Source organism: Colwellia sp. BRX10-1, assembly GCF_014077545.1.
GTDB lineage: Bacteria > Pseudomonadota > Gammaproteobacteria > Enterobacterales > Alteromonadaceae > Colwellia_A.
Window position 1 is genome coordinate 17,437 of sequence record NZ_JACGWC010000001.1, and the last position, 24,307, is coordinate 41,743.

The 24,307-nt window shown below is 34.6% G+C and carries 22 protein-coding genes; all 22 read right to left on the reverse strand.

The window, feature by feature from the left end:
• Positions 1-15 precede the first annotated feature (15 nt).
• Positions 16-1,416, reverse strand: a complete 1,401-nt coding sequence (locus tag H4J75_RS00085; RefSeq protein WP_182221015.1) for a mannose-1-phosphate guanylyltransferase/mannose-6-phosphate isomerase — start codon at positions 1,414-1,416, stop codon at positions 16-18.
• A 23-nt stretch (positions 1,417-1,439) separates the two neighbouring features.
• Positions 1,440-1,799, reverse strand: coding sequence for an NUDIX domain-containing protein (locus H4J75_RS00090; protein ID WP_404842718.1), 360 nt, complete (start codon positions 1,797-1,799; stop codon positions 1,440-1,442).
• A gap of 343 nt (positions 1,800-2,142) precedes the next feature.
• Positions 2,143-3,180 carry a UDP-N-acetylglucosamine--undecaprenyl-phosphate N-acetylglucosaminephosphotransferase gene (gene wecA, locus H4J75_RS00095; protein WP_259366309.1) on the reverse strand — a complete coding sequence of 346 codons (1,038 nt, stop codon included), beginning with the start codon at positions 3,178-3,180 and terminating at the stop codon, positions 2,143-2,145.
• On the reverse strand, positions 3,177-4,262 hold the full coding sequence (locus H4J75_RS00100) for a Wzz/FepE/Etk N-terminal domain-containing protein (protein ID WP_310733776.1): 1,086 nt from the start codon (positions 4,260-4,262) through the stop codon (positions 3,177-3,179). Before H4J75_RS00100 ends, wecA begins: the two co-directional genes overlap by 4 nt.
• 395 nt (positions 4,263-4,657) lie before the next feature.
• Complete coding sequence (locus tag H4J75_RS00105) at positions 4,658-6,775, reverse strand: YjbH domain-containing protein (protein WP_182221016.1); 2,118 nt, start codon at positions 6,773-6,775, stop codon at positions 4,658-4,660.
• A 237-nt stretch (positions 6,776-7,012) separates the two neighbouring features.
• Positions 7,013-8,953 carry a nucleoside-diphosphate sugar epimerase/dehydratase gene (locus tag H4J75_RS00110; RefSeq protein WP_182221017.1) on the reverse strand — a complete coding sequence of 647 codons (1,941 nt, stop codon included), beginning with the start codon at positions 8,951-8,953 and terminating at the stop codon, positions 7,013-7,015.
• Positions 8,954-9,501: 548 nt separating this feature from the next.
• A complete protein-coding gene (locus H4J75_RS00115; RefSeq protein ID WP_182221018.1) occupies positions 9,502-10,068 on the reverse strand; it encodes a sugar transferase in 567 nt (188 codons plus the stop codon).
• A 245-nt stretch (positions 10,069-10,313) separates the two neighbouring features.
• Positions 10,314-11,237, reverse strand: a complete 924-nt coding sequence (locus H4J75_RS00120) for an NAD-dependent epimerase/dehydratase family protein (protein WP_182221019.1) — start codon at positions 11,235-11,237, stop codon at positions 10,314-10,316.
• Positions 11,234-12,001, reverse strand: coding sequence for a glycosyltransferase family 2 protein (locus tag H4J75_RS00125; RefSeq protein ID WP_182221020.1), 768 nt, complete (start codon positions 11,999-12,001; stop codon positions 11,234-11,236). The genes H4J75_RS00120 and H4J75_RS00125 overlap by 4 nt, the downstream gene beginning before the upstream one ends.
• Positions 12,002-12,238: 237 nt before the next feature.
• On the reverse strand, positions 12,239-13,345 hold the full coding sequence (locus H4J75_RS00130) for a glycosyltransferase (protein ID WP_182221021.1): 1,107 nt from the start codon (positions 13,343-13,345) through the stop codon (positions 12,239-12,241).
• Positions 13,332-13,883 (reverse strand): hypothetical protein, encoded by a 552-nt coding sequence (locus H4J75_RS00135; RefSeq protein WP_259366310.1) that lies wholly within the window; start codon positions 13,881-13,883, stop codon positions 13,332-13,334. The genes H4J75_RS00130 and H4J75_RS00135 overlap by 14 nt, the downstream gene beginning before the upstream one ends.
• Before the next feature lie 88 nt (positions 13,884-13,971).
• Positions 13,972-15,234 carry an O-antigen ligase gene (locus H4J75_RS00140; RefSeq protein WP_182221022.1) on the reverse strand — a complete coding sequence of 421 codons (1,263 nt, stop codon included), beginning with the start codon at positions 15,232-15,234 and terminating at the stop codon, positions 13,972-13,974.
• A gap of 44 nt (positions 15,235-15,278) precedes the next feature.
• Positions 15,279-15,986, reverse strand: a complete 708-nt coding sequence (locus H4J75_RS00145; RefSeq protein WP_182221023.1) for a glycosyltransferase — start codon at positions 15,984-15,986, stop codon at positions 15,279-15,281.
• A gap of 19 nt (positions 15,987-16,005) precedes the next feature.
• On the reverse strand, positions 16,006-16,800 hold the full coding sequence (locus H4J75_RS00150; RefSeq protein WP_182221024.1) for a hypothetical protein: 795 nt from the start codon (positions 16,798-16,800) through the stop codon (positions 16,006-16,008).
• A 5-nt stretch (positions 16,801-16,805) separates the two neighbouring features.
• Positions 16,806-18,071, reverse strand: coding sequence for an oligosaccharide flippase family protein (locus H4J75_RS00155; RefSeq protein ID WP_182221025.1), 1,266 nt, complete (start codon positions 18,069-18,071; stop codon positions 16,806-16,808).
• Positions 18,072-18,095: 24 nt separating this feature from the next.
• Positions 18,096-19,028 carry a Gfo/Idh/MocA family protein gene (locus H4J75_RS00160; protein WP_182221026.1) on the reverse strand — a complete coding sequence of 311 codons (933 nt, stop codon included), beginning with the start codon at positions 19,026-19,028 and terminating at the stop codon, positions 18,096-18,098.
• A 1-nt stretch (position 19,029) separates the two neighbouring features.
• Complete coding sequence (locus tag H4J75_RS00165; RefSeq protein ID WP_182221027.1) at positions 19,030-19,806, reverse strand: NDP-hexose 2,3-dehydratase family protein; 777 nt, start codon at positions 19,804-19,806, stop codon at positions 19,030-19,032.
• Positions 19,796-20,218 carry an FdtA/QdtA family cupin domain-containing protein gene (locus H4J75_RS00170; protein ID WP_182221028.1) on the reverse strand — a complete coding sequence of 141 codons (423 nt, stop codon included), beginning with the start codon at positions 20,216-20,218 and terminating at the stop codon, positions 19,796-19,798. The genes H4J75_RS00165 and H4J75_RS00170 overlap by 11 nt, the downstream gene beginning before the upstream one ends.
• Positions 20,211-21,080 (reverse strand): glucose-1-phosphate thymidylyltransferase RfbA, encoded by an 870-nt coding sequence (rfbA, locus tag H4J75_RS00175; RefSeq protein ID WP_182221029.1) that lies wholly within the window; start codon positions 21,078-21,080, stop codon positions 20,211-20,213. The genes H4J75_RS00170 and rfbA overlap by 8 nt, the downstream gene beginning before the upstream one ends.
• A 3-nt stretch (positions 21,081-21,083) precedes the next feature.
• Positions 21,084-22,130 (reverse strand): dTDP-glucose 4,6-dehydratase, encoded by a 1,047-nt coding sequence (rfbB, locus tag H4J75_RS00180; protein ID WP_182221030.1) that lies wholly within the window; start codon positions 22,128-22,130, stop codon positions 21,084-21,086.
• A 1-nt stretch (position 22,131) separates the two neighbouring features.
• Entirely contained in the window at positions 22,132-23,103 is a 972-nt protein-coding gene (locus tag H4J75_RS00185; RefSeq protein ID WP_182221031.1) for a GDP-L-fucose synthase, read from the reverse strand.
• 4 nt (positions 23,104-23,107) lie between these two features.
• Positions 23,108-24,241 (reverse strand): GDP-mannose 4,6-dehydratase, encoded by a 1,134-nt coding sequence (gmd, locus tag H4J75_RS00190; protein ID WP_182221032.1) that lies wholly within the window; start codon positions 24,239-24,241, stop codon positions 23,108-23,110.
• Between the last annotated feature and the right edge of the window lie 66 nt (positions 24,242-24,307).

Sequence of the window (24,307 nt, forward strand, 5' to 3'; positions counted from 1 at the left end):
TCTTAATTGTTGGTTTTACACGCGACCATATCGGTCTTCAAAACGTACAATATCATCTTCACCTAGATAGGTTCCTGACTGAACCTCTATCATTTCCAAGGGTAATTTCCCTGGATTTTCCAGCGCATGGATCACACCAATGGGTATGTATGTAGATTCATTTTCTGTCACTAAAAATGTTTTATCGCCATTTGTGACCTTTGCCGTACCTGACACCACTATCCAATGCTCAGCTCTGTGATGATGCATTTGAATAGACAGTTTTTCACCGGGTTTAACCGTTATACGTTTTACTTGATAGCGCGTTCCTGTATCAATAGAATCATACTTACCCCAAGGACGATAAACTTCACGATGATTCTTAAATTCGCTTCTACCTTCAGCTCTCAATTGCTCTACAATTTTCTTTACATCTTGTACTTTATCTTTACTAGCAACGAGTAAAGCATCTTTTGTGTCAACGATAACTAAATTGTCGATACCAACCGTTGCAATTAATCTTTCACTACCTTGGATTAAGCAGTTAGTCGTTTCGTGCATAATGCTGTCACCAACCACGGTATTGCCATTAGAGTCTTTGTAATTTACATCCCATAATGCAGACCAAGAACCAATATCGCTCCAACCTGCATCTAATGGCACCACAACCGCATCCGATGTTTTTTCCATTACCGCATAATCAATAGATTCATCAGGACATTTTTCAAAGGCATCTTTATCTATTCGAATAAAGTCTTCATCCTTTGAGATGTTTGCCAAAGCACTTTCACATGCTGTATAAATATCAGGTCTAAATTGGTTTAATTCTTCTAAATAGCGACTTGCTTTCATTAAAAACATGCCGCTATTCCAATAATGCTCTTTGCCTTCAAAGTATTCACTGGCTATTTCTGCATTAGGTTTTTCAACAAAGGCATCGACTTCAAAGCCATTTTCATTAACGGATTCGCCACGCTTTATGTAGCCATAGCCGGTATGCGCTTCGGTAGGTACAATACCAAAAGTCACAAGTTTACCCGCTTCTGCTAAAGGAATAGCTTTTTCGACAGCATCAACAAAAGCGCTTTCATTAAGAATAACGTGATCAGCCGCTAAAATGAGGATGAGTGAATCTTTAGACTCAACAACTGTCTTTGAGGCTAGTGCAATTGCAGGCGCTGTATTACGGCCAACAGGCTCTAGAATAATAGAGCCTGATTGATTGATTTCACGTAATTGCTCAGCCACGATAAAACGGTGCTCTTCATTACAAATAACTACCGGACGTTCAAGCGTTAACCCAGAAAGTCTTTGTAAGGTTTGCTGTAGCATTGTTTCATTGCCGTTTAAGGCTAAAAACTGCTTAGGATATAACGAACGGCTTAATGGCCATAATCTTGAGCCTGAGCCACCGGCCATAATAACAGGAGTGATCATATAAAATTTCCGTTTAAAATCATTTAATTTGAATTATGTTTATTCTTTAAAGAAGCATCAGCTTGTTTATTTTCTTGAAAATACCATTTACTGTGCTTATGTACTTGTTCACTTTCAACGAGCTCTTTTTCAGCGAACCATTTGTATTTTGAATGTTGTTCAAGTGGTAAAGAAGCTAAATCACCCTTAAAGGTTATTTCATAAGCGAGTACTAGATAATGCGTTGAGAAATCATCTTCAGAAAAGTTATCATCATAAAAGTGCTGGTAGATACCTTTAAAAGTTGACTGTACGTTATAAAGCCCTAACTCTTCTTTTATGAGACGTTTAAATGCAGAGGCAAAATGCTCATCTTTTAGAACGCGTCCACCAGGGACAAACAAAAGCCTTGAGCTGGACGATTCGTTCTTTTACCCAACAGCACATTCGCTTCAGTGTCTCGAACTATTAAATCGATAGACACTAATGGGGTATATTTGACAATCGTTTTAAAATTAGTAGTTGATAGTTTCATAAATAACGTACAATACGCACGTGTTTCCTTTTCCGTATCTACAAAAATGTTGGTTTATTTCAACACGTAAAACCAGGTATTTCCATACCCTGAGTCAACATTTTTCGTCATTGAAATATATGTTGATACACTAAATCGACGCCCACCTATTAAAAAAGCCTTTATTAATAAGGACTTAATCGTTACAATCTTCTTTTTGCCAATAGGTTTCCCTATTTCACTTTTTCTGACTTTGTTATTTTACGAATAACGAATACATAACAAGCAAAGATAAAAATAAAACCTGTCAGCATAATGATATCCGGAACATTAAAATATTCACCCGCCAAACCAATGATTGACATTGCTACTGCAGATATAGAGATAATAAGCAAAGTTTGTCGTGAGCTATAACCAACACGTTGAAGTATATGATGAAGGTGATCTCTGTCTGGCTTGAAAGGTGATTTACCATTTTTATAACGTCGTACCACTATTGCTAACATATCCATTAATGGTACGGCGCAAATCCACAGCGCGGTTACAGGTCTAAATGAGGCGCTTTCATTTTGAGTGCCCATCGTTAATAACCAAATAACACTCAAGCCAATGAACATGCTGCCTGCATCCCCCATGAATATTTTTCTTGCTTTGGACGCTAAGCCTAAATTAAAAATTAAATAGGGGATTGTCGCCGTAGCAAGTATTAACGGGTAACTCACGTAATCGTTTTGTCCACTCATGATGAACAGAATAGCGATAGCAGTAAAAGTATTAATGCTTAAGCTACCGATCAACCCATCAATACCGTCAACCATATTAAAAGCATTGATAACAACAATAATACCGACATAGGTAAATATAATACCTACAGGGCCTAATGTTACATCACCTAAACCAAATAAGTTACCTAAGTTTGAAATATAACCACCTACACCATAAATCATTAGACTAGCGACAATAAGCTGCCCAATAATTCTAATACGTACTTTCAGGTCAAATTTGTCGTCTACCGCACCAATGAAAACCATCATTGCTGAGGCAATTAGGTACATACGAAGTTCTAAAGTATTAGGGAGCCATAAAAGACTAGCCATAAGTACCGCTATAAAAATTGAAATTCCACCAATAAGCGGAATATGTCCAGCATGCAATTTTCGTTCGCTGGGTTTGTCAACCAAGCCAACTTCTATTGCTACCGGTTTAAAGAACTTAATTGCGATAAAGGCAAAGCAAAAAGCGGTAAGTGCAGAGATAAATACGTCCATCATAATTTCATATTAGCTTTCGCTAAATTTTCTTCCTTAGGTTTAGTCAATTTATTATTCTTAGTAAAGTGCCTTATTAATACGATAAGTACCGATAATATACCACCCAGCATTGTACCTAGTACTGCAATTAATGCACGCTTTGGCTTAGCTTTGGTATCAGGTACTTGAGCAGGGTCAATCGTTTTTAAAACATATTCGGCTGAAACCTTAGTTAGCATCATATTTTTTGTTTGCTCTTCAATCAATTGATAAAAAACAGTTTCCATCGCACTTACTTCTGTTTTCTCAAGTTGTTTAGTTAAATAATCAATAGAAGATTGAGCTTCTTTTTCATCTTGCTCACGCATAAAGTTATTAACGTCTGTAATTAACCAAACAAGCCATTTTTTTGCAATATCAGGTGAATAAAACTCAATATCAATTGTCACTAGTGATGTTATTTTATCTTGCGAGATTGCCAATAAGCTTAAAAATTGTTGATAGGCTTCCCAAGAAGACGGTACAGATTTTTTGGGGTATGAAACTTCTCTTAACCATTTTTTATTTTTACTATCATAAAGTTCTTTATTAATGACGAGAGAATCTGTTGCTCTATCCCAATTTTCACTTGCCATTAATGGCACTAACAATTCATGTTTAATAATAAAGGTTTCAAGGAATGCACGTGACTTTATAATTTCAAGAGCTAAAGCCGTTTTATCAGTTCCACCACCACCTAAGCTAATACCTGCAAGACTAGCTAAACCACCAAATTGTCCGGCAAGGGCCCCCATTCCACCAGCAGAATCTGATGAGGCTGGCGCTAATAAAATTGATGCTTTATAAACATCAGGTTTTGATAAGGCAAAAGCGATAGATGAAACAGCAAATATAAATGAAATAACGATAATAATATATTTCCCTGACCATATAGCACGCCATAATTCTGCTAAGTCAATATCATCGTCTGAGTTATTTTTTTCGACAAGTTGTTGAGACATTTGCTGAGAAAGCAAAAGCGCTTCTGGAGAAAATGGTGTAGTGGATTGCTGAGTACTATTATGATCCGATTGATTCTGATTTGGCACTTGCAAATTTTCCATTCTTAACTATTTGAATAACAATAGGACACTTCCCTATTAAAGGCTGCGGATTATACGGTATTAAATGTTGTTAAGCCAATTTTTTGCTGATCTTCAATGATGGTTTGCCATTGTTATTGGCTACGTATAATTCTCATAGTTATCTCCGATAATTAAGTTTGCCACTAAAGATATCGGAGCTCTAGAATTAGAGACAGGTGTCGTTAGCCATACGTTTTAGTTTAATGAAATCATATAAGGTATTCAAAACGAGCTTAAAAAAATGTAATAATAACTTAAATTATCGATAACAAAAAAACGGCTACACAGCCGTTTTTTTTTATCTATTCTTACAAGTTTATCTCACACCCAGCAACTCAAATGTTCACTGGGTTTTATTAATAATGGTAAACATATTAACGCGCTTGATAATACGCCTCTTTTAAGCGATTCGAATTTTCATAAATATATTCACTGCCTAAACGGTCATGATTATAAAAGGCACTATCAAGGTTATAAAATTGCTTAGTGTTATCGCCAGTACCTGGTGTTAGTCTATTATGGTTTTTCCCAACGAGCGTACTCACTGAATAATTCCACTTAGGCTTACCTCTTACTTGAAAGTATTTATTATTGTAATCTTTACGTGGTGTTAACGGTATTGAAAAGCCAAGACCAATAAATTGATTAGCTTCTTCACCATCAATTTTTGTATTTTTATAGGTTAAATTTAACGACACATCACCAAACATTCTCTCTACTTTAAGGATTAAACCTTTATCGCGTTGCCAGTACTTTCCTACCTGTAGTTCAGCAGTCGCGTTAAGATGAGCGTTATAATATTTATACGTACCAATAAGAACCTCTCTTGGTTCAGGTTCTTTTGGCGACCTACAACGCAAAGCTAAAATATTACACCCCGCGTAAGCCCTGCCTGTTGGTACTAATTGGTTTGCATATCTTGCAGTGAACAGGTTTAATTTATGAGCACCACCAACACTTTGCCAACGAGCTTCGTTCGCTACATAGTTATAAGTATCACGATAGCGACCAAAAAAAGTCATGTTTTTTACCGAATACGGTAATGAAAAGGTCTGATGAAAGCTATATTCTTTTAGTCCCGTTGTTTGCTTATCATCAGCGAAATATTGACCATCTTCAAAGTTCTTGGTTTCAGCAAACTGTGCAACATGTGCAGCGGTTAAAACAGCACCAGGCCATAATGGTAATTCAACGTGGCTAATTAAGGCTACAGACGCATCAAAGACGCCAAGTTCTGTACCCACTCTAGAGGCTATTCCAGGCCAAAAGGTAAAGCGTGGTTTTAGCCAAAAATTATTGCTATTATCAGCATCATCCGAGGTCAACCGCTCAGTGGCAAAAGTATCGGTTGATATATCAATTTTTAAAGGCTTATCATCTCTTAAGAAAGCATCATATTCAGCGATACTACCTTTTACGACTAAAGTTGATATTTCTCGCTCTTTCAGCACTAAAGTAAAGTGCGAATAATTATGATGTATATTTTTACTGACAATCCCTAGAATAACGCCAAGCCCATCTATTTTGTTACGGTTATAAATGTGATCTTCAAGTTCTATATAGACCGTATTTACATCAGCTTCAGCGACCCTGATTGATTCAAAACCTTCTTTAACCAGGAATTTTCTTAACTGTAATCGCTCAAGTGCACCTGAGCGATAAGCATCATCTAACTCGACATCATTTATAGCTAATGCTACGTATTCACCCGTTCGTGCTAATTGACTATCAGCTTTAACATGGTTTACTGGGTCACTTTTTGGGTAAGATGAATGACTACCTGCGTCATAATCAAGCGGTATAGTTAACCCTATGCCATAATAAACATCATCTTTTAATGCTTCGTTACTACTAGAGATAAGTAGTTCAGTAGTCAATTGAATACCGCTGCTCAACCACTGTTTAGGTGAAGATAAATGCATACCTAATTGAGTATCGGCCGCATCATATTCTGCTGAGAGCTTTATCCATTGATAAGGCTGCCATTCGACACCCGCAAAAACACCATCAAGGCGCCCTTGGTATGAGTCGCTTTGTCCGATACCCAGTGATATATTAACGTCTTCTAGGATATTTTTTGTCGCCACAGCATACTTAGCATCAAAAAAGTTCGCTGCACCACCCAGATCTTGAATACCTACCGCTAAACTAAACCAGTCCTTTGGGATAAAAGGAATACCTATTTTAATGTTAGCTGATAGATCTGTAGGGCTACTACCACCATTGGGGGCTTGGTAATCAGCTAACCGGGCTGAAACTTCAACATACTTCCATAAACCGACACCAAAGTTATAATTATCACCGTTTCGATAACCATCCCTTGTTTCAACTTGATTAGTGTATTTCAGGTAAAGCGTACCTTCATCAAACAATGTGGCTGTAGGGGTATTTATTAGTCCGCTATACCCTTGAAAAGACATACTTGCCTCAGGTTCCACGGCATTAATAAAACATGGCAGTAAAGCCAATACAAATAAAATACGTTGCTTCATTTTAATAAATCCTAACAAGGTTAATTCTAACTATTGATAATAAGAGGTCGTAGAGCAAAATAGCACCAGGTGCTGTGTAAGTTAGCTCGACCAGAATCACAGGGTTTGTTGAGCTATAACTAGAAAAACCATTCTAAGCATTCAATCTCGAATGGCTTTTAAATCATAATAACGAAGAACATCCACATTTTAATGACCAGTTAAACAGCGAGCCATTAGTTTTAGAGTATTGGCGTATTAAGTGACTTTTTTCAACTCGATAATTACAGCTGTTTTCAACGACGCTTTTTCTTTTTGTAGCCACACTAAATCACATATTCCATCGGTGGGGTTAAATCCTGTTGGGGCCTTAAGCAATATCTCACGAATTAACTCATGGTCAAACGCATGACAAGCATTATCGAGTTTTTTTAGCATGGGGTCTAGCTCATGCCAATCAAGCATGGCTTCCTGTGCACTCATAATACGCTCATGAATAGTCCCTGAAACGTTATCACCTATAAGAAGTTCTTCATAAAGCTTCTCACCAGGCCTTAACCCAGTACATTTAATAACAATGTCACCGTTAGGCTTGTTATCAGATTTAACTGAAAAACCACTCAAGTGAATAATTTTACAGGCTAGGTCATAAATTTTTACTGGCTCGCCCATATCAAGTACAAATACATCTCCACCTGTGCCCATAGCACCGGCTTGAATAACAAGTTGAGAGGCTTCAGGTATCGTCATAAAATAACGAGTAATGTCTGGATGCGTTAATGTTACCGGACCACCGCCCTTAATTTGTTTTCTAAACAAAGGAACCACAGATCCAGACGAACCTAAAACATTACCGAAGCGAACCATACAAAAACGCGTGGTATCTTGTGTTTTAGACAACGCCTGCAATACCAACTCAGCCACACGTTTAGTGGTACCCATTATATTAGTAGGTCTAACGGCTTTATCAGTAGAAATTAATACAAAAGTCTCAACATTGGCATTTATGGCAGCACGCGCTGCATAATAAGTACCAAAAACATTGTTTCTAACACCTTCAACAACATTATGCTCAACCAGTGGTACATGCTTGTATGCTGCAGCATGGTAAACAGTTTGTACGGCAAAACTTTTCATAACCGTTTCAATGCGATTAACTCTTTGTACTGAGCCCATAATAGGCAATACTTCTACGATTAAGCCGTGTGTTAATTTATATTCATTAAGCTCTTTATCAATGGTATACAAACCAAACTCAGACGACTCAAATAAAACCAATTTAGCGGGGTTTAGCCGAATAATTTGACGACATAATTCAGAGCCAATAGAGCCACCAGCGCCAGTAACCATAACAATTTTACCCGCGACATTAGCATTCATTAACTCAGGTTTAGGCTCTACTGGGTCGCGGCCTAATAAATCTTCAACACCAACGTCTTTAAATTCTTCAAGGTTAGCTTTACCGTCAACAACATCAGCCATGCCAGGAATAGTTAATACCTGAATTCCTAGTGAATCAATTTTACTCAATACTTCTTTGCGACGTGACCTTGAGGCACTGGGCATAGCTAATAATATTTTTTCTATCTTTTTACTTTTAACTAAGCTGGGTATTGCCTCGGGGGCATAAACATGAATACCTTGAATAACGGTTCTTTGCAATGCAACATCATCATCAACAAAGGCAACAGCATGATATTCAGGCCCCTGTGATAAAGCGGTTGATAACTGACGTCCTGCAGAGCCCGCACCATAAATTAAGATCGAGTTTTTTTTATGCCAGCGTGGGTGGCTAATGACCGCCCTTACGCCAACTCTTGAACCACCAATCAATATCAAAGATAAACTCATGAAAATAAAAGGAACAGTACGAGGTATACCCGCTGTAAAGAAGTAAGAAAAACCAATGATTAATACCGCAGAAAAAACACTGCCTAGCCCAATAGCCCAAATAGCTTGCATATTCATATAACGTAGAACAGCACGATACAGACCTAGTTTTACAAAAACGAGTAAACTAAACGGCAACACACAGGAAAAAACTAGCCAGTAATCTTGTTTAAATAGAGGAGAGAAGCTTTCAAGACGCATGAACAATGCGAACCAAAAGGCTAAAAATAAAAATACTGAATCTATTAATAGTGAAATGGCACGCTTATAGGGGCGTGGTAATTTCAAAACTGATTGAATCAAAGTCATTAACTAATTCCTTTTATAAATTAAAATACATTTTCCTGTTACATAATGACCTAGTATAAACTAAAAAAACCGAAATTTAACTGAAAAAAAATGCATTCCTGTACATTTACACAACAATTAGCTTTCTGATTTGAGGGAATACGAGGGTCTAATCAGTTAGCCTGTTACTCTGAAATGTCACTTACTATTTCGTATAATATGGTTCGATAGCGACTTCTATCTGCAAACTTATAAACCGTCATCTTCGAAGTACCTGGTCGAAGATCCACTTCCTTTGCTTTATTTATTCCGACTATCACTTAAGCAGGAACCCAGTTTATTGTCATTCAAGCTGTATCTTAGGCCTGAATCCACAGGATCAGAACTAGAAATAATAAATCACTAACTGTTAACAATATCCTGTAAATAAACTTTAAAATCTTCGCCTAATTCTGCATAACGTAAACCATACTCAACAGTATGATGTGGTCTAATTGATACGACCACGTCACTTCCTTTGTTATTTATATGTTGTAATTATGTTTGTAAAAGTCTTTAGTCTTTAGTCTTTAGTCTTTAGTAACTCTATCACCGCTACCTGAGCCAGTAACAGTTTGGAGTATATATTTAAAATAATAACTAATAGTTAAAGTAGATATCATTTCCTCATCAGTCTTAGCCAGTAATGCCGGCGTAGACATATCTATTTCATTGACTTGAGCTAAGCCAGTAATACCAGGGCGTACATTATAAACACAACGTGTTTCACGTTCAAGAATCAACTCTCCTTGGTTATACAAATTAGGACGAGGGCCAACCAAGCTCATTTCACCTTTAAATACATTCCAAAGCTGTGGCAATTCATCAAGTTTAGTCTTACGTAAAAAGTTACCGAACTTAGTAATAGAGGAACTTGATGCTAGATGGCTTGCTACTGAAGCAGTACCTACTGTCATTGTACGAAATTTTATTAATTTAAATGGTTTCTTATTTCGCCCTACTCTCTCTTGAATAAATATAGGAGAACCTGTATCAAAGTAACCGATGATGGTTAAGATAATTAAAATTGGAAAACCAAAAAAAAGCCCAAAGAAGGCAAATAAGAAGTCTAAAATGCGGATTAGTAGAAGTGTCATGTTCGTTTCTTAATGATTAAGTAGATTAAAATGTGTTATGGCTGTTTAAAAACATCAGACATAGTTTGATTAGGAGACCAACCCAACAGTTTTTTAGCTCTAGAGTTATCAACTTCTAAGCTATCAAACAACTGAATTGATATTGACTCCCAGGTTAAAGCTTTTAATAAAAGTCTAAAAATAAAAATTGGGAAAGGCCATAAAAAAATCTAAAATCCGAATTGATGTATATTTCATAATAATTCTTATTTGTTATTTGACAATTTGATAAAAGTTTCAGCCATAGTAAACGGTGGAGTCCAATTAAGTAGTTGTCTCGCTTTACTTGAGTCAACTTGAAAAACACCAATCAATTGCTCAATTGGTTCACTTCTACCCGTGATTTTACCTAATAATTTGAAAATAAATACTGGTATAGGCAGTTGTATTAATTTTTTATTTAGTCCTAGTGCAATACCATCCGTAACCTCTCTAATGGAAACATCATTGCCATCAGAAATACAAAAAATTTCATTTTTCGCTTTAGGGTGGTCAATACAAGTAGAAATAAAATCGACTAAATTATCAACAGAGATAAAGCTGCGTTTATTTGTACACAATGCAAAAGGTAACATTGAAACTTTATTAACTAATTTAACTAATTTACCAAAATTACCAGGAGCCCCTATACCATAAACTAATACTGGACGGATGATGATAACTTCAAGTCCGGTTTCCTCAGCTATTTTTAGTAATGCGTTTTCAGCATCCAGTTTTGTATGTGCATATTCGGAATATGCGGAATGAGGTGAATGCTCATTAAATGGTAGGTTATTTGTGTTCCTATTACCTAGCACTACAATTGAGCTGATAAAAATGAAACGCTTTACACCATTTTTAACAGACTGTTGCGCAAGATTGATTGTACCATTTACATTAACCTCACGCATATAATGGAAATCACTTGATTTGTTATGTGCAATCCCAGCTAAGTGAATAACAACATTTACTGATTTAAGTGAATCATTCCAGTCAGACGTACCATTAACATCTAATGTAAACAAAGAAGAATCATTCCGTACAGAGTTAACTATATTTCTAACTTGCCCTACAACTTTATAATTGCACCTAAGGTTGTCAATTAAGTGTGAACCAACAAAACCATTCGCTCCGGTAATAAGAACGGTCACTTTTCTACCCTAACAAACCAACGAGTAAATAAAGTGAATACTTTATATGGCACTTTTAGCATTACAAATAATATGTTTGTATAAATATCATTTTCTTTACATGCCCTAACTATTTCAAAAGTTTGTTGAACTCGCCCTTTAAAACCACTAGAACTAACACCTCCTTCTCGCATCTTTATTGTAATAGCAGGAACCCTTTTGAGAGTTATATCGTTTGACACGAATCGTGTTATTAATTCGAAATCAGCAGCAGCTCGATAGTTAATTTCATATAAACCAAGTTTTTCATAAATAGATCGTTTCACATAAAATGTAGGGTGTGGAAGCATGAAACCGAACCGGATTAAAAACTTACTAAAAACTTTGGAACTATAAAGCCTAGTCACTTTGTTTAAATTAAATTCTGAAACATGAACAAGATCAGAGTACACGGCATCAACTTTACTAGAATTAAAGCCAGACATTAACTGCGAAAGGCTATCCTTTGATGCAAATACATCATCCGAATTTAATATACCAATGACATCACCGGTTGCCAACTTAATCCCTTTATTCATTGCATCATAAAGTCCTTTGTCAGTTTCACTGATATGGACCGTCACTATATCATTATATTTTGACACTATTTCATTTGTGGAATCCTTGGAATTACCATCAATGACAATATATTCAATATCCGAGTATGTTTGTGATTTAATAGACTTTAACGTATCTTCGATTGTTTTATCAGAGTTAAAACAAACTGTTATGATTGAAACTTTCATTTTATTATTTTCACTTCAGAGTATATTCAACAAGTTTAATGTTTAATTGTTTTATCAAGTTCTTCTAAACTAAAATGATCTTGATGGGTTAGACTCGGCGAACAAAGACTAAGTAGCCGTTATCATTAAATCCAACACAATCTCTTTTATTAAGAATATAAATGGTCTGCCCTCTATTATTTTCGATTCTGTGTGATCCCTTTTAATTGTTAATTTAATAAAGTAAATACATAGAGATCATTTGTTTTTTCGTATGAAATTTATAAATCTAATTGCCATATCATGAGTATTATAAGTCGTAGTAACTTTTGAGTAAGCATTATCAGAATATTCTTTCAATACGTTAACATTATGCTTTAAATACAAAACCTTTTCAGCTAGAGATTTTGAACAACCATTTGTAAAACATATGCCATTAACTCTATCTTCAAATACACCTATTTCTGGCATATGCATTATTCTTTCATTATGCACTACTGCAGGTAAACCAAGAGCAAATGCATGGATAATACTCAACCCTACAGAGCCGGGATAGACAAATACATGATTATCATTTAATAGGTTTGAAATCTCATGCTCATCCCATATTTCACCATGGTAATTGATATTTATGTTTTTTGATTGAGGGTACAATTTTAACATTTCTTGTTCGGGTATGTTTCCGATAACATTTAGTTGGATATATTCTAACTCGTTAGCAGGTATTTGACTTAATGCTTTAATCAAAAGCCCAAAATTTGATTTCTTTGTATACCTTCCAATGAAGGCTATTTTAAATATTTTAAACTCAAATTTATTTTTATCAAATAGGATACCTTTTCTAATACTTAGTATATCTAGTCCGTTGTTTAACCCCACAACATCCGATTTAATTAAGCCTTTTGACAGTTCAACCTCTTCGTCTGTATAAAGTATTATCTTGTAAAGATTCATTAGTTTAAATCGTATATAACTACCTACTTTCGAACTACTCGATGACCATGCGTGACCCCACCAGTAAATTTCAATACCTTTTAATTTAAGAAATAGGCTAATAGCTAAACTACTTAAAAAGCGAGGATTGCCGTTTATAATTAACGAATCTCCCTTTGAAAGGTTCATTTTTAAAACAATGAAAAATAAATGCTGCCAAAAAAAAACTTTAAATATGCTTGTCATCTTAACTAAGTTGTATTCAATAGAGGGGTGAATACTGTCCATAGATTTAACCCCTGCGTTATCGACTGGAGAGCAAATAATGGAGATATCAAATTCATTGCAATTTTCGCTAACTAAGCTATCTATAAATCCTTTTCGGTACCTTCCAAGTGCAGGTTGTATTATTACTAATTTATTTTGTTTCATATCTTTTTCTTAACATTTCCTTGTGAGTGATAATTTCTTCTTTAGTAAATCGCATTTTTATTAGTTTCGCTGGATTCCCAGCAACAATCGAATACTCTGGAACATCGTTAATGACGATAGATCCAGCAGCAACAACAGAACCTTCACCAATAGTAATACCACCAAGAATAGTTGAACCGTAACCTATCCACACATCATCTTTAATAACAATGATTTCTGACCTTGCTCGAGGTCCACAGAATATTGTTTGACCACAAACATCATAAGTGTGTTCTCCTCTATTTATGAAACCACACCTAGGTGCGATTAACACATCATTCCCCACCACTAAATCGCTAATGATAACAGTGCCACTGTTAATACCAACTTCATTACCAATAATTACATTTTTATTTGGAGAAAAAATTTCTACATTCCATTGAATATGAACATTCTTACCATATTGAACAAATTTATGCTTAACTTTAAAATTCAATATATTCCTGATGTCATTAAGAAGACCTTTCAACATAATAACTGTGCGACTATTTAATAACATTGAAAAACTTCCTATAAAAATTGATATCAAAAAAGTATGTAACAAAGTCACTTGATATTTCAAAGCAACTATAAAGAGACGAACATCTCTACTGAGAATAAAAATATTTTCCTTTAGTATGAAAATTATTTTTATTGAGACACGTAAATGAAATAATAACAACTAAATACCAATATTCGGGTGAACCAATGATAGTTCCGGAAAAAACACCGCCAACAAGATAAAAAACATATAAGTACATTAGTAATCTAATTATCCCTTCTTTAGTTTTATCTTCCTTTAATAAACAATTCACTTTATAAAAAAGTAAGATATTTAAGGTTGCAAAAAAAGAAAAACCGAATATGCCCGTTGCCATTAATATCTCTAAAACGTGGTTATGAGGGTAATACTTAAATACTCTTTCAACGATGAGATCACCAAAAACTGGATAATTAGAAAACTGCTCAAAAGCCCCTTTATAAAGTTGATAACGAATTTGCGCACTTTCATCACTTTTCCCCCCCATCCTTAGATAATTTTCGACAACATCAATATCAGGCATCAATATTGATAGAAGAAAAATACCAAACATTGCAGCAACAGGCAGAAGAACACTAATAAGCAGCAAATTTTTAAAGTTAACTTTTAATAAAAAATTTACTAACAAAACAAATAAAGTGCCAACCAATGCTCCTCGAGAACCTGATAATAAAACACCTGAAATACCAATAAAAATACCACATAGCATTAATATTTTGTTATTACGCTGTAATTGCATCAAACTAAATGCCAAAAAAAATAAAACTGCAGAATACCTTCCCAAAGATATAGGATTTAACCGTTCTAAGGAAAGTCTTTGCCCTCCTTGCCAACTACCACCAAATATCTGAAATGCAGAAATACAAAGCGTTAATAAAACACCAATAAATAAAATATAAAAACTGATTTGAAATAAATATTTTAAATCAGTTTTATTATATGAGCGGCTAAGAGATAATGCAGGGATAAAAACAATTAAATATCCAATAGTAAGATATGAACTTATCGTGTTTTCACCCAATAAGTTTGACTGGAACATAGCATCATAAGCTAAACGGATGCTATAAATAGCCCAAAAACATATAAACAGTAGAAAAATATATTTACCTTGCTTATTAACAAAAGTTTTATTTGTAATAAATATTAATTGAAATATAAATAAAAATGCTCCACCTATAACAAACATACGATATAAAATTGTTAGTGGTGAAAATTCTACGTTAGGGAAAACAAGTTCTGACAAAGGTGCAGCCAAGCTATAACCAAATAAAGAAAAGGAAACATAAAAAAGAAAAAATTTGCTATTATTAGCGCCTGCTAAATTAGTCATAAAAACTCATCTCTCTGCCACAAATAAGCTAAGCTCGTCATTTTTTATAAAAGCTTAAAAATTTTTTTGATACGGTGAAAAATTGATAACACAAAACCCACAAAACCAAATCGTGAAATAACTTGATGATATTTTTCATAACGTTTTCTAAATGATACTTTTGAGCCAACACCATAAGGTTCAGTTTCAGAGACTATATGATTGAAATAATATACACCTTCTGGATTTGGTTTTACGTGATCAACTACATAACCATAATCACCGTATAATTTCGTATTTTTGTCATATTTTATATTCAACTTTCTTTTAAAAAACATAGATTGGTGGCAGGCATGTATAACACCAGCCTTCAATACTTCAATATTTTGTACAATGCCAACTTCACCATTCTCAATTTTATTCCCGTAAACAAAATTTATTGAATTATCAATTTGTTCTGATTTAAAAATAGATAATATATTTTCATAATAAAAAGTGTCTCCCGAGTTCATAAAAACTAACCAGTCATTAGAAGCTAGATCTATTCCCTTATTCATAGCATCAAAAATACCTTCATCTTTTTCAGAAACCCACTTATCAATGATTGTAGAATTATTTTGTATAACATTCACACTATCATCTGTTGAACCACCATCAATAACGATAAGTTCTATAGCTGAATTTGTTTTTGCCTTTACTTTTTCAATATTGTTAATAGTTTTATTCAAACCTTTAACATTGTTATAGTTCACTGTAATAATACTGAATGACATTATTTTCTCTATTAATTCTTTAAACGGATTTTTTTCTAATCTTTCTTAATATTTTTACACATTGATGTATTGTTGTGAATATAATTTTTGAGTACCACACATCTTTAGCTAGATATAAATTTAAAAACGACATACTTTTAAATAAATGCAAACCAACTAAATCATGACTGATAGGGGATAAGTTATGTTTAATAACTAAATTGGTTAGAACCGATTGGTCATAACGGTGTCCGTTCGTCGCAAAACCAGAATTTTTCTCGATATATTTATCACTTATAATTTTTTCATTAGTACAATAATTTAACCATTCAGATACTATCAATTTTGTTTTGTCACAGACCTTCCATGCAGAAATAACAGCTTCAACCTGGGCTGTATTATAAAACTCTTCAGCATTACAGTCCATTAAGTTAAAGCACTGTTTATGTGTCCATTCTATATTAGTTCCGTGTTCTGGTATGAAAACTCCAGGCATAACATTATATTTTTTTGCATATGATATAATATTACTTGGCTTTATAAAATTTTTATATCGCAGACCTTGACCACAGTCTTGATATATAACAATGTCGCCATTATCTGCTAAGTCCATAGCTTTTGATATAGCCCAAGGTTTCCACGCCCAGTATCCAGCCCCAGTTTTAGCTGAAAAAATTGACAAAAACTTATGGTATATAGGATCTTGTCGAAGGTCTTCATCGGTTAAAAAGAGCATTTTATCGGGCCTAATAAAGAATCGAACAAAAAACTTATTCCAATAAATATTAGATTTATAGGTTCCCGACGCATATGAAACGAATATTACTTTAGCCATAGTAATTACTTATAAGCCCTTTGGTATAATAATATAAATACAACCACTCTAAGGCTTGCCATAACAGCAAGTACAACACTTAGATCGATCTTAATGGAAAATATAAAACCGCTTAAAATAAAAGTTAAAAACAACAATGCCTCAGCCATTAATATTCTTCCCATATAACTAAAAGTACCAAGTCCCATTAATATAATAACCGGTGCTTGTACAATTGATATAACTAAGAAGTAGAATCCTGCAAGTACGATTTCCTGTTGAGTAAAGAGCACTGATTTTCCTAACCATAGCTCAAAGACTGACAAGCCAAAATTAATCATAATAACGAAGTTGCCTAAACCATATAATAAGAAGCCAAGGCCGAGCCATACTTTCACTTTTTTTAGCCAAAGTAGATCATTCTTCGCTTTAGCTTCGGTAATTAATGGCCATAAAGGTAATTGAATAGCGGCAAAAAAAGTACCTGATATAAGCAAGTAACGAAAAATAATTTCCATTTTAGCTGCGGCAAATGTGTCATTGGCCCCTAAGTAAATTATCGCAAATGACTTTATAATGACAACAGAAAGTTGGATCATAAAATTTGCTAACATAAAGTGATAAATATTTCTGAACAGCAATTTGTTACTTTTAAAGGGTAAGTAGAATCCTTTTATGAAAAACTTTTTATTTATTGTAAAAAAATTTATTATTTTTGATAGTAAAAGAGGCAAATACAATATAATGACAGCAAGCGGCAATAAAGTTTGTTCAGCTAAAGGGAGTTGATATGTAAAAAATATAGAGACAATAATCGTTATATTGGCACACATCATAAATAAATTATTTATATGCTGTTGCTTAGTACCTTGCCTGATAGAATCTGCAATAGTAAAGTTAATCGTTAGGATAGATATTACAAATAAAACAAGTGCTGGAATGACCAGTTCTTGGTAATCTTGATATATAAATAGACCAATAATTAAAAAAATAGCTGTTAGCAAAAAACTACCAAAAACGAGTATAGTCCGACTTCCTGCAATAACATTTTGTTGTTCTAATAGCCCCTTATTTTCAGAAATAACTTTTGTGACGAACGGACTAACTCCACCTGATAAAATATTAACCCAACCTATAATTGACATCAATATAGCCAAAAGGCCAAAATTATGGGTACCAATCATCGAAATCAATAAAGGTATTGATAATATCTGATAAATAAAACTGACTAATTTGGACAATAATGAAGACGACAAAGCTTTATAAAATACCGTTTTTCTTTCTATATTCACGTAATATTGTCCAAAAAGAAGAGGTTATAATAAGTCATTTTTAATAATATCAGTTACCTTAGCTCTTTCAAGAATAGCTGCAAGGTGTTCTAGATCGTTATGGCCATCATTAAAAAAATCAGAAAACAACCTGTAAAAATGATCACATGAGTTAATTGAAATTTCTTCTCTATTCCCATTGTTTTTTGTAATTGTAGCTATTGTTTGTAATGTTGGTGGTTTAGAAAATGCTCTACCTACAGTCACTTGATGATCCTCAAATTCAAGGGTTATTTCATTTTTATATAATCGACCAATGCCCCATTCAGCAACAGCATATAGTTCCTTATAATTAAAAATAGCGATACCAGATAGATCAACTGAATAACTTGGCTGTGCTGTAAGTATTGATTTCACCATGTTAGGCATACCAAGTAATGAAATAATCATCGATAATGGGTAAAAACCAACATCAAGTAATGCACCTCCTCCTAGATTTTTTGAATATCTGATATTATCCGGTGATAAATGAGGTATTTGAAAACTAGTATGTATTTTGACTAGTCTTCCATTGCATTCATTCTTTAAGTAGTTTTTAAGCCATATAAATTGATTATGATATTGATACATGACTACTTCTTGAAGTTTTACATTTATTTTTGCTGCAAGATTAACCAATTCTTCACTATTTTCAAAACTAGTTGTTAGTGACTTTTCGCAAAGAACATTCTTACCCGCTGTTAATGCTTCTTTAACATACTTATAATGGCTGCTAATAGGAGTCGCAATATATATGGAAGTAATATCTTTATCTGCTAGGACTTTAGAAAAGTCTGTTATGAAAAAGAAATTACTTTGATGCTTATATTTATCTAAATCTCTTACAACAACATATTTCACGATAACGTCTTTAAGTTTTTCTAATGCTGGTAAAATATTACGTTGTACATGATCACCATAACCAATAATTGCTAACATTTTATATTCCTGCCAGTATGCCACGGATATGTGGTGCAACGATTGCGTCTTGTGTAGCTACAAGTTTTATTAATTGATATAAGGTTACCCAACGATATCGATCTGTTTGAATAGATAGTTGAAGGTCTTCTGGGAGTTCGACTATCATTGAACGATTACGTTTATTGTATAAACGTCCGCCATCCTCCGACATCCATTTGTCAAATAATACCTTAGCCCCCATTTTCTCTGTATCAAGAAAATACTCAGAATATGGCGTAGAGTTCCCCTTATGAGCCTGCTTTAAGTTACTAAAAGTGGCTTGAACTGTTGTACTAATTTGTACTAAATTATAATTACCTGGTTCAGCCTTAGCTTCTACAAGATAATGCGGTACCCCATTAATCCTTTGACGTAACAGCCCTAATATTCCCCCATCATAACCAACTTGAGTTAAGATGGGTTGATCCCAACCGCCAGTAACTTCCCGTGTAGCAGTATTGGATACTCTTAAGCCGTCTACTCTGAAAAATTCCCCTGAAGAGTGAACATAAGAGCCGGTGGCTTCATCAAAGTCCCATTCTCTGCAGTCCTTCAATGGGATAAGGTCTATTTTCATGTTACATTTTGAACATTGTTCTTTGTACCAAGATAGAATAGATTCAAATTCATTGTTTTCATCATGAGAAAGCATACGCTCAAACTTAAACTCTAATGAAGTATGACTTTCCTCACCGCCGAGCGTTTTATAACATTCTGCAAAGGTTCTTAAACAAGTTTGATAGTTATTATTTTTCATTATTATTCTCTTTAACTTTAACTAAAAATTCATCGTAATCTCTAATAACTCTATCATCTTGATAAATACGATCACATAGAACGAACATTACAGCATCACTTGTAAAGTTACTCATTGTTCTCCAAACTAAGCCATCGACAAAAAGGCCTTTCCCGTTGTTTGACATACTATAAGTTTCTTTTACTTTACCGTTATCGAGAATGATATCAAAGCTCCCTGCAACACACAGTATGAATTGATTAAGCTGTTCATGGGCATGGTCACCTCTTTGTTCATCTTTGCCAATATTAGAAAGATAAAATATTCGTTCTATTTTAAAGTCAAAATGCTTGCCAAATTCAGCAACTGATAGGTTCCCTCTATCATCTTGAATATGATCAATTACTGTAATATTCCAACCATTATTAATCATTACTGACTAACTCCAACAAATACTGGCCATAATTATTCTTAAGCATTGGCTGTGCTAGTTTAAGGATTTGATCTTTGGTTAACCATTGTTGTGAATATGCGATTTCTTCTAAACAAGCAACTTTTAATCCTTGTCGATGCTCAATAGTTTGAACAAAATGGCTCGCTTCTAATAAACTATCATGGGTACCTGTATCTAACCATGCAAAGCCACGGCCTAATAGTTCAACATTCAAGCTACCTCGACGTAAATATTCATTATTGATACAAGTAATCTCCAACTCACCTCTATCCGATGGTTTAATTCCCTTAGCTATCTCCACAACATCGTTGTCATAAAAATATAAACCTGTTACTGCATAATTGGATTTGGGGCATTTCGGTTTTTCTTCTATTGAAAGTGCGCGCATTTTATCGTCAAATTCAACCACCCCAAAACGTTCAGGATCTTTAACTTGATATCCAAAAACAGTGGCCCCAGAAATAATTTTGGTAGCCTTTTGAAGTTGAAGAGAAAAACCTTGACCATAGAAGACATTATCTCCTAGAACTAAACATACTGAGTCACTGCCTATAAACTCTTCTCCAATAATAAAAGCTTGAGCTAATCCATCAGGGCTAGGTTGGATTTCGTATGAAATATTAATACCAAATTGAGAGCCATCAGATAACAAACGTTGGTAGCTTCCGATGTCTTCCGGAGCCGATATTATTAAAACATCTCGGATACCTGCAAGCATCAATACTGAGATAGGATAAAAAATCATTGGTTTATCATAAATGGGGAGTAATTGTTTCGATACACCTTGAGTAATTGGATAAAGGCGTGTTCCTGAACCACCAGCTAAAACTATTCCTTTCATATATTACGCTCCTAAACGTTCTCGTTGATACGAACCATCTTGTACATGTTGACACCACGTCTTATTTTTCAAATACCATTCAACAGTTTTTCTTAGACCTGTATCGAATGTTTCTTCTGGTTTCCAGCCAAGCTCTCGTTCAATCTTACTAGCATCTATCGCATAACGAAGATCATGACCAGGTCTATCAGTAACAAAAACTATTTGATCTTTGTAATCGTTTTGTTGTGGGACTAATTTATTTAATAAATGACAGATGCTTTCAACCACTTCGATATTTTGTTTTTCATTGTGACCACCGATGTTGTAGGTTTCGCCAACATTGCCTTCAGTAACAACTTTATATAAAGCACGAGCATGGTCTTCAACATATAGCCAATCACGAATTTGATCGCCTTTACCATATATTGGTAAAGGTTTACCTTCTAATGCATTTAAAATAACTAATGGAATTAATTTTTCAGGGAAATGATAAGGACCGTAGTTATTTGAGCAATTAGTAATAATGGTGGGTAAACCGTAAGTACGGAACCAAGCTCTCACTAAGTGATCACTTGACGCCTTTGAAGCGGAATATGGGCTACTTGGTTCATATGAAGTTTTTTCAGTGAACAAGTCCGTTGTACCTTCTAAATCCCCATATACTTCATCAGTTGATATATGATGGAAACGAAAAGCTGATTTTTGTTCAACTTCTAATTCTAACCAATATTGACGAGTCGCCTCTAATAAAGTGTAAGTACCTACTATATTAGTTTCAATAAATGCAGCAGGTCTATCTATTGAACGATCTACATGAGATTCTGCAGCTAGATGCATAACAACATCAGGCTTGTGCTTGGCAAAAACACGATCTAATTCAATGCGGTCACAGATATCAACTTGCTCAAAGTTATAACGGTCTGAATCACTAACATCTAACAAAGATTCTAAATTGCCAGCATAGGTTAACTTATCAAGGTTAATCACAGAATCATTGGTATTATTAATAATGTGTCTAATAACAGCAGAGCCAATAAACCCTGCGCCGCCCGTGACTAATATTTTCATTCTAACCTCTAAACTTATCTTGATTGTTCAAAAACCAATCGTAAGCTTTAGTGAGCCCATTATCTAATGGCACTGAATATTCCCAGCCTAATAATTTAAGTCTGCCAACATTCATTAACTTGCGTGGTGCACCGTCAGGCTTTGTCGCATCAAACTTAATATCACCTGTAAAACCTACAACCTTAGCAACTGTTTCAACCAATTCTTTGATTGTACAATCAACCCCTGTCCCGACATTAATATGGCTTAACATCGGTTCTGTATTTTCATCGTAAGTTACTTTAGCCAAATTCATGACATGAATTGAGGCGTCAGCCATATCATCAACATACAAAAACTCACGCATAGGCTTCCCACTGCCCCATGCAATAACTTCTTTATCACCATTTAATTTTGCTTCATGAAATCGACGGATTAATGCAGGGATAACATGACTATTTTCTGGATGAAAATTATCATGAGCGCCATAAAGATTAGTTGGCATTACACTACGATAGTCACGACCATATTGGCGGTTATAACTTTCACAGAGTTTGATACCCGCTATTTTTGCAACAGCATAAGGTTCATTCGTTTCTTCAAGTTTACCTGTTAATAGAGCGGTTTCCTTCATTGGCTGCTCTGCCAATTTAGGATAAATACATGAAGAGCCTAAAAATAATAATTGCTGAATATTTGCCAAGTGTGCGCTGTGTATAATATTGCACTGAATCATTAAGTTTTCATAAATGAAATCAGCAGGGTAAGTATTATTAGCAACAATCCCACCCACTTTAGCCGCAGCTAAATAGACTTGTTCTATTTTTTCAGCTTGAAAAAAATCAACAACAGCTTGCTGATTAGTCAAGTCTAATTCACTTCGTGTGCGGGTAATGATATTAGTATGACCACTTGCTTCAAGCTGACGTACAATCGCCGACCCAACCATGCCTCGGTGTCCAGCAACAAATATCTTTGTATTTAAGGCAAACATACTCTTAACCCTGATTTTCAATTGACATAGCGACTTTATGACCGTGCGCTTTAAGTAGTGCATGTTGCTTTGCTTTACTTAAATCGTTCTGCACCATCTCAGCACACATTTCTTCTACAGTAATTTGTGGTACCCAACCTAATTTTTCTTTTGCTTTTGAAGGGTCACCAAGCAAAGTTTCAACTTCTGCCGGGCGGAAATAGCGTGGGTCAACACGTACAATAACATCGCCAACAGTTAGTGCTTGCGCGTTATCGCCAGTGATAGCTTTAATTGTCGCTATTTCATCAAGACCTTCACCGGTAAATTCTAATTCAATACCCACTTCTTTAGCTGATAATGATACAAATTCACGTACAGATATTTGCTTGCCCGTTGCAATAACAAAGTCATCGGCAGTTTCTTGTTGTAACATCATCCATTGCATACGTACATAATCTTTAGCATGTCCCCAATCACGAAGTGCGTCCATATTACCTAGGAATAAACATTTTTCTAAGCCTTGAGAAATATTGGTAATAGCACGCGTAATTTTACGCGTTACAAAGGTTTCACCACGGCGAGGTGATTCATGATTAAATAAAATACCGTTACACGCATACATACCATAAGACTCACGGTAGTTAACTACAATCCAATAGGCATACATTTTTGCTACTGCATAAGGAGAACGCGGGTGAAAAGGGGTCGTTTCTTTTTGTGGTATTTCTTGAACTTCACCATAAAGCTCTGAAGTAGATGCTTGGTAAAATTTAGTTGTTTTTTCCATACCTAAAAATCGAATAGCTTCTAATAAACGAAGAGTGCCCATGGCATCTACATCAGCAGTATATTCAGGACATTCAAATGAAACAGCGACATGTGACTGTGCCCCTAAGTTATATACTTCATCTGGCTGCACATCTTTTATGATACGCGTCAGGTTAGATGAATCAGTTAAATCACCGTAATGTAGAAAAAATTTTTGATTGTTTTCATGGTTGTCTTGATAGATATGATCAACACGCTCGGTATTTAACGATGATGCACGACGTTTGATGCCATGAACTTCATAACCTTTTTCTAATAATAATTCAGCAAGGTAAGAGCCATCTTGGCCTGTAATACCAGTAATTAATGCAACTTTATTTTTTGTCATTTTTTAATTCCTTTACTTAATTTCAAATATTATCGCTTAGCGACAAAATCAAAATTTAATGTTTAA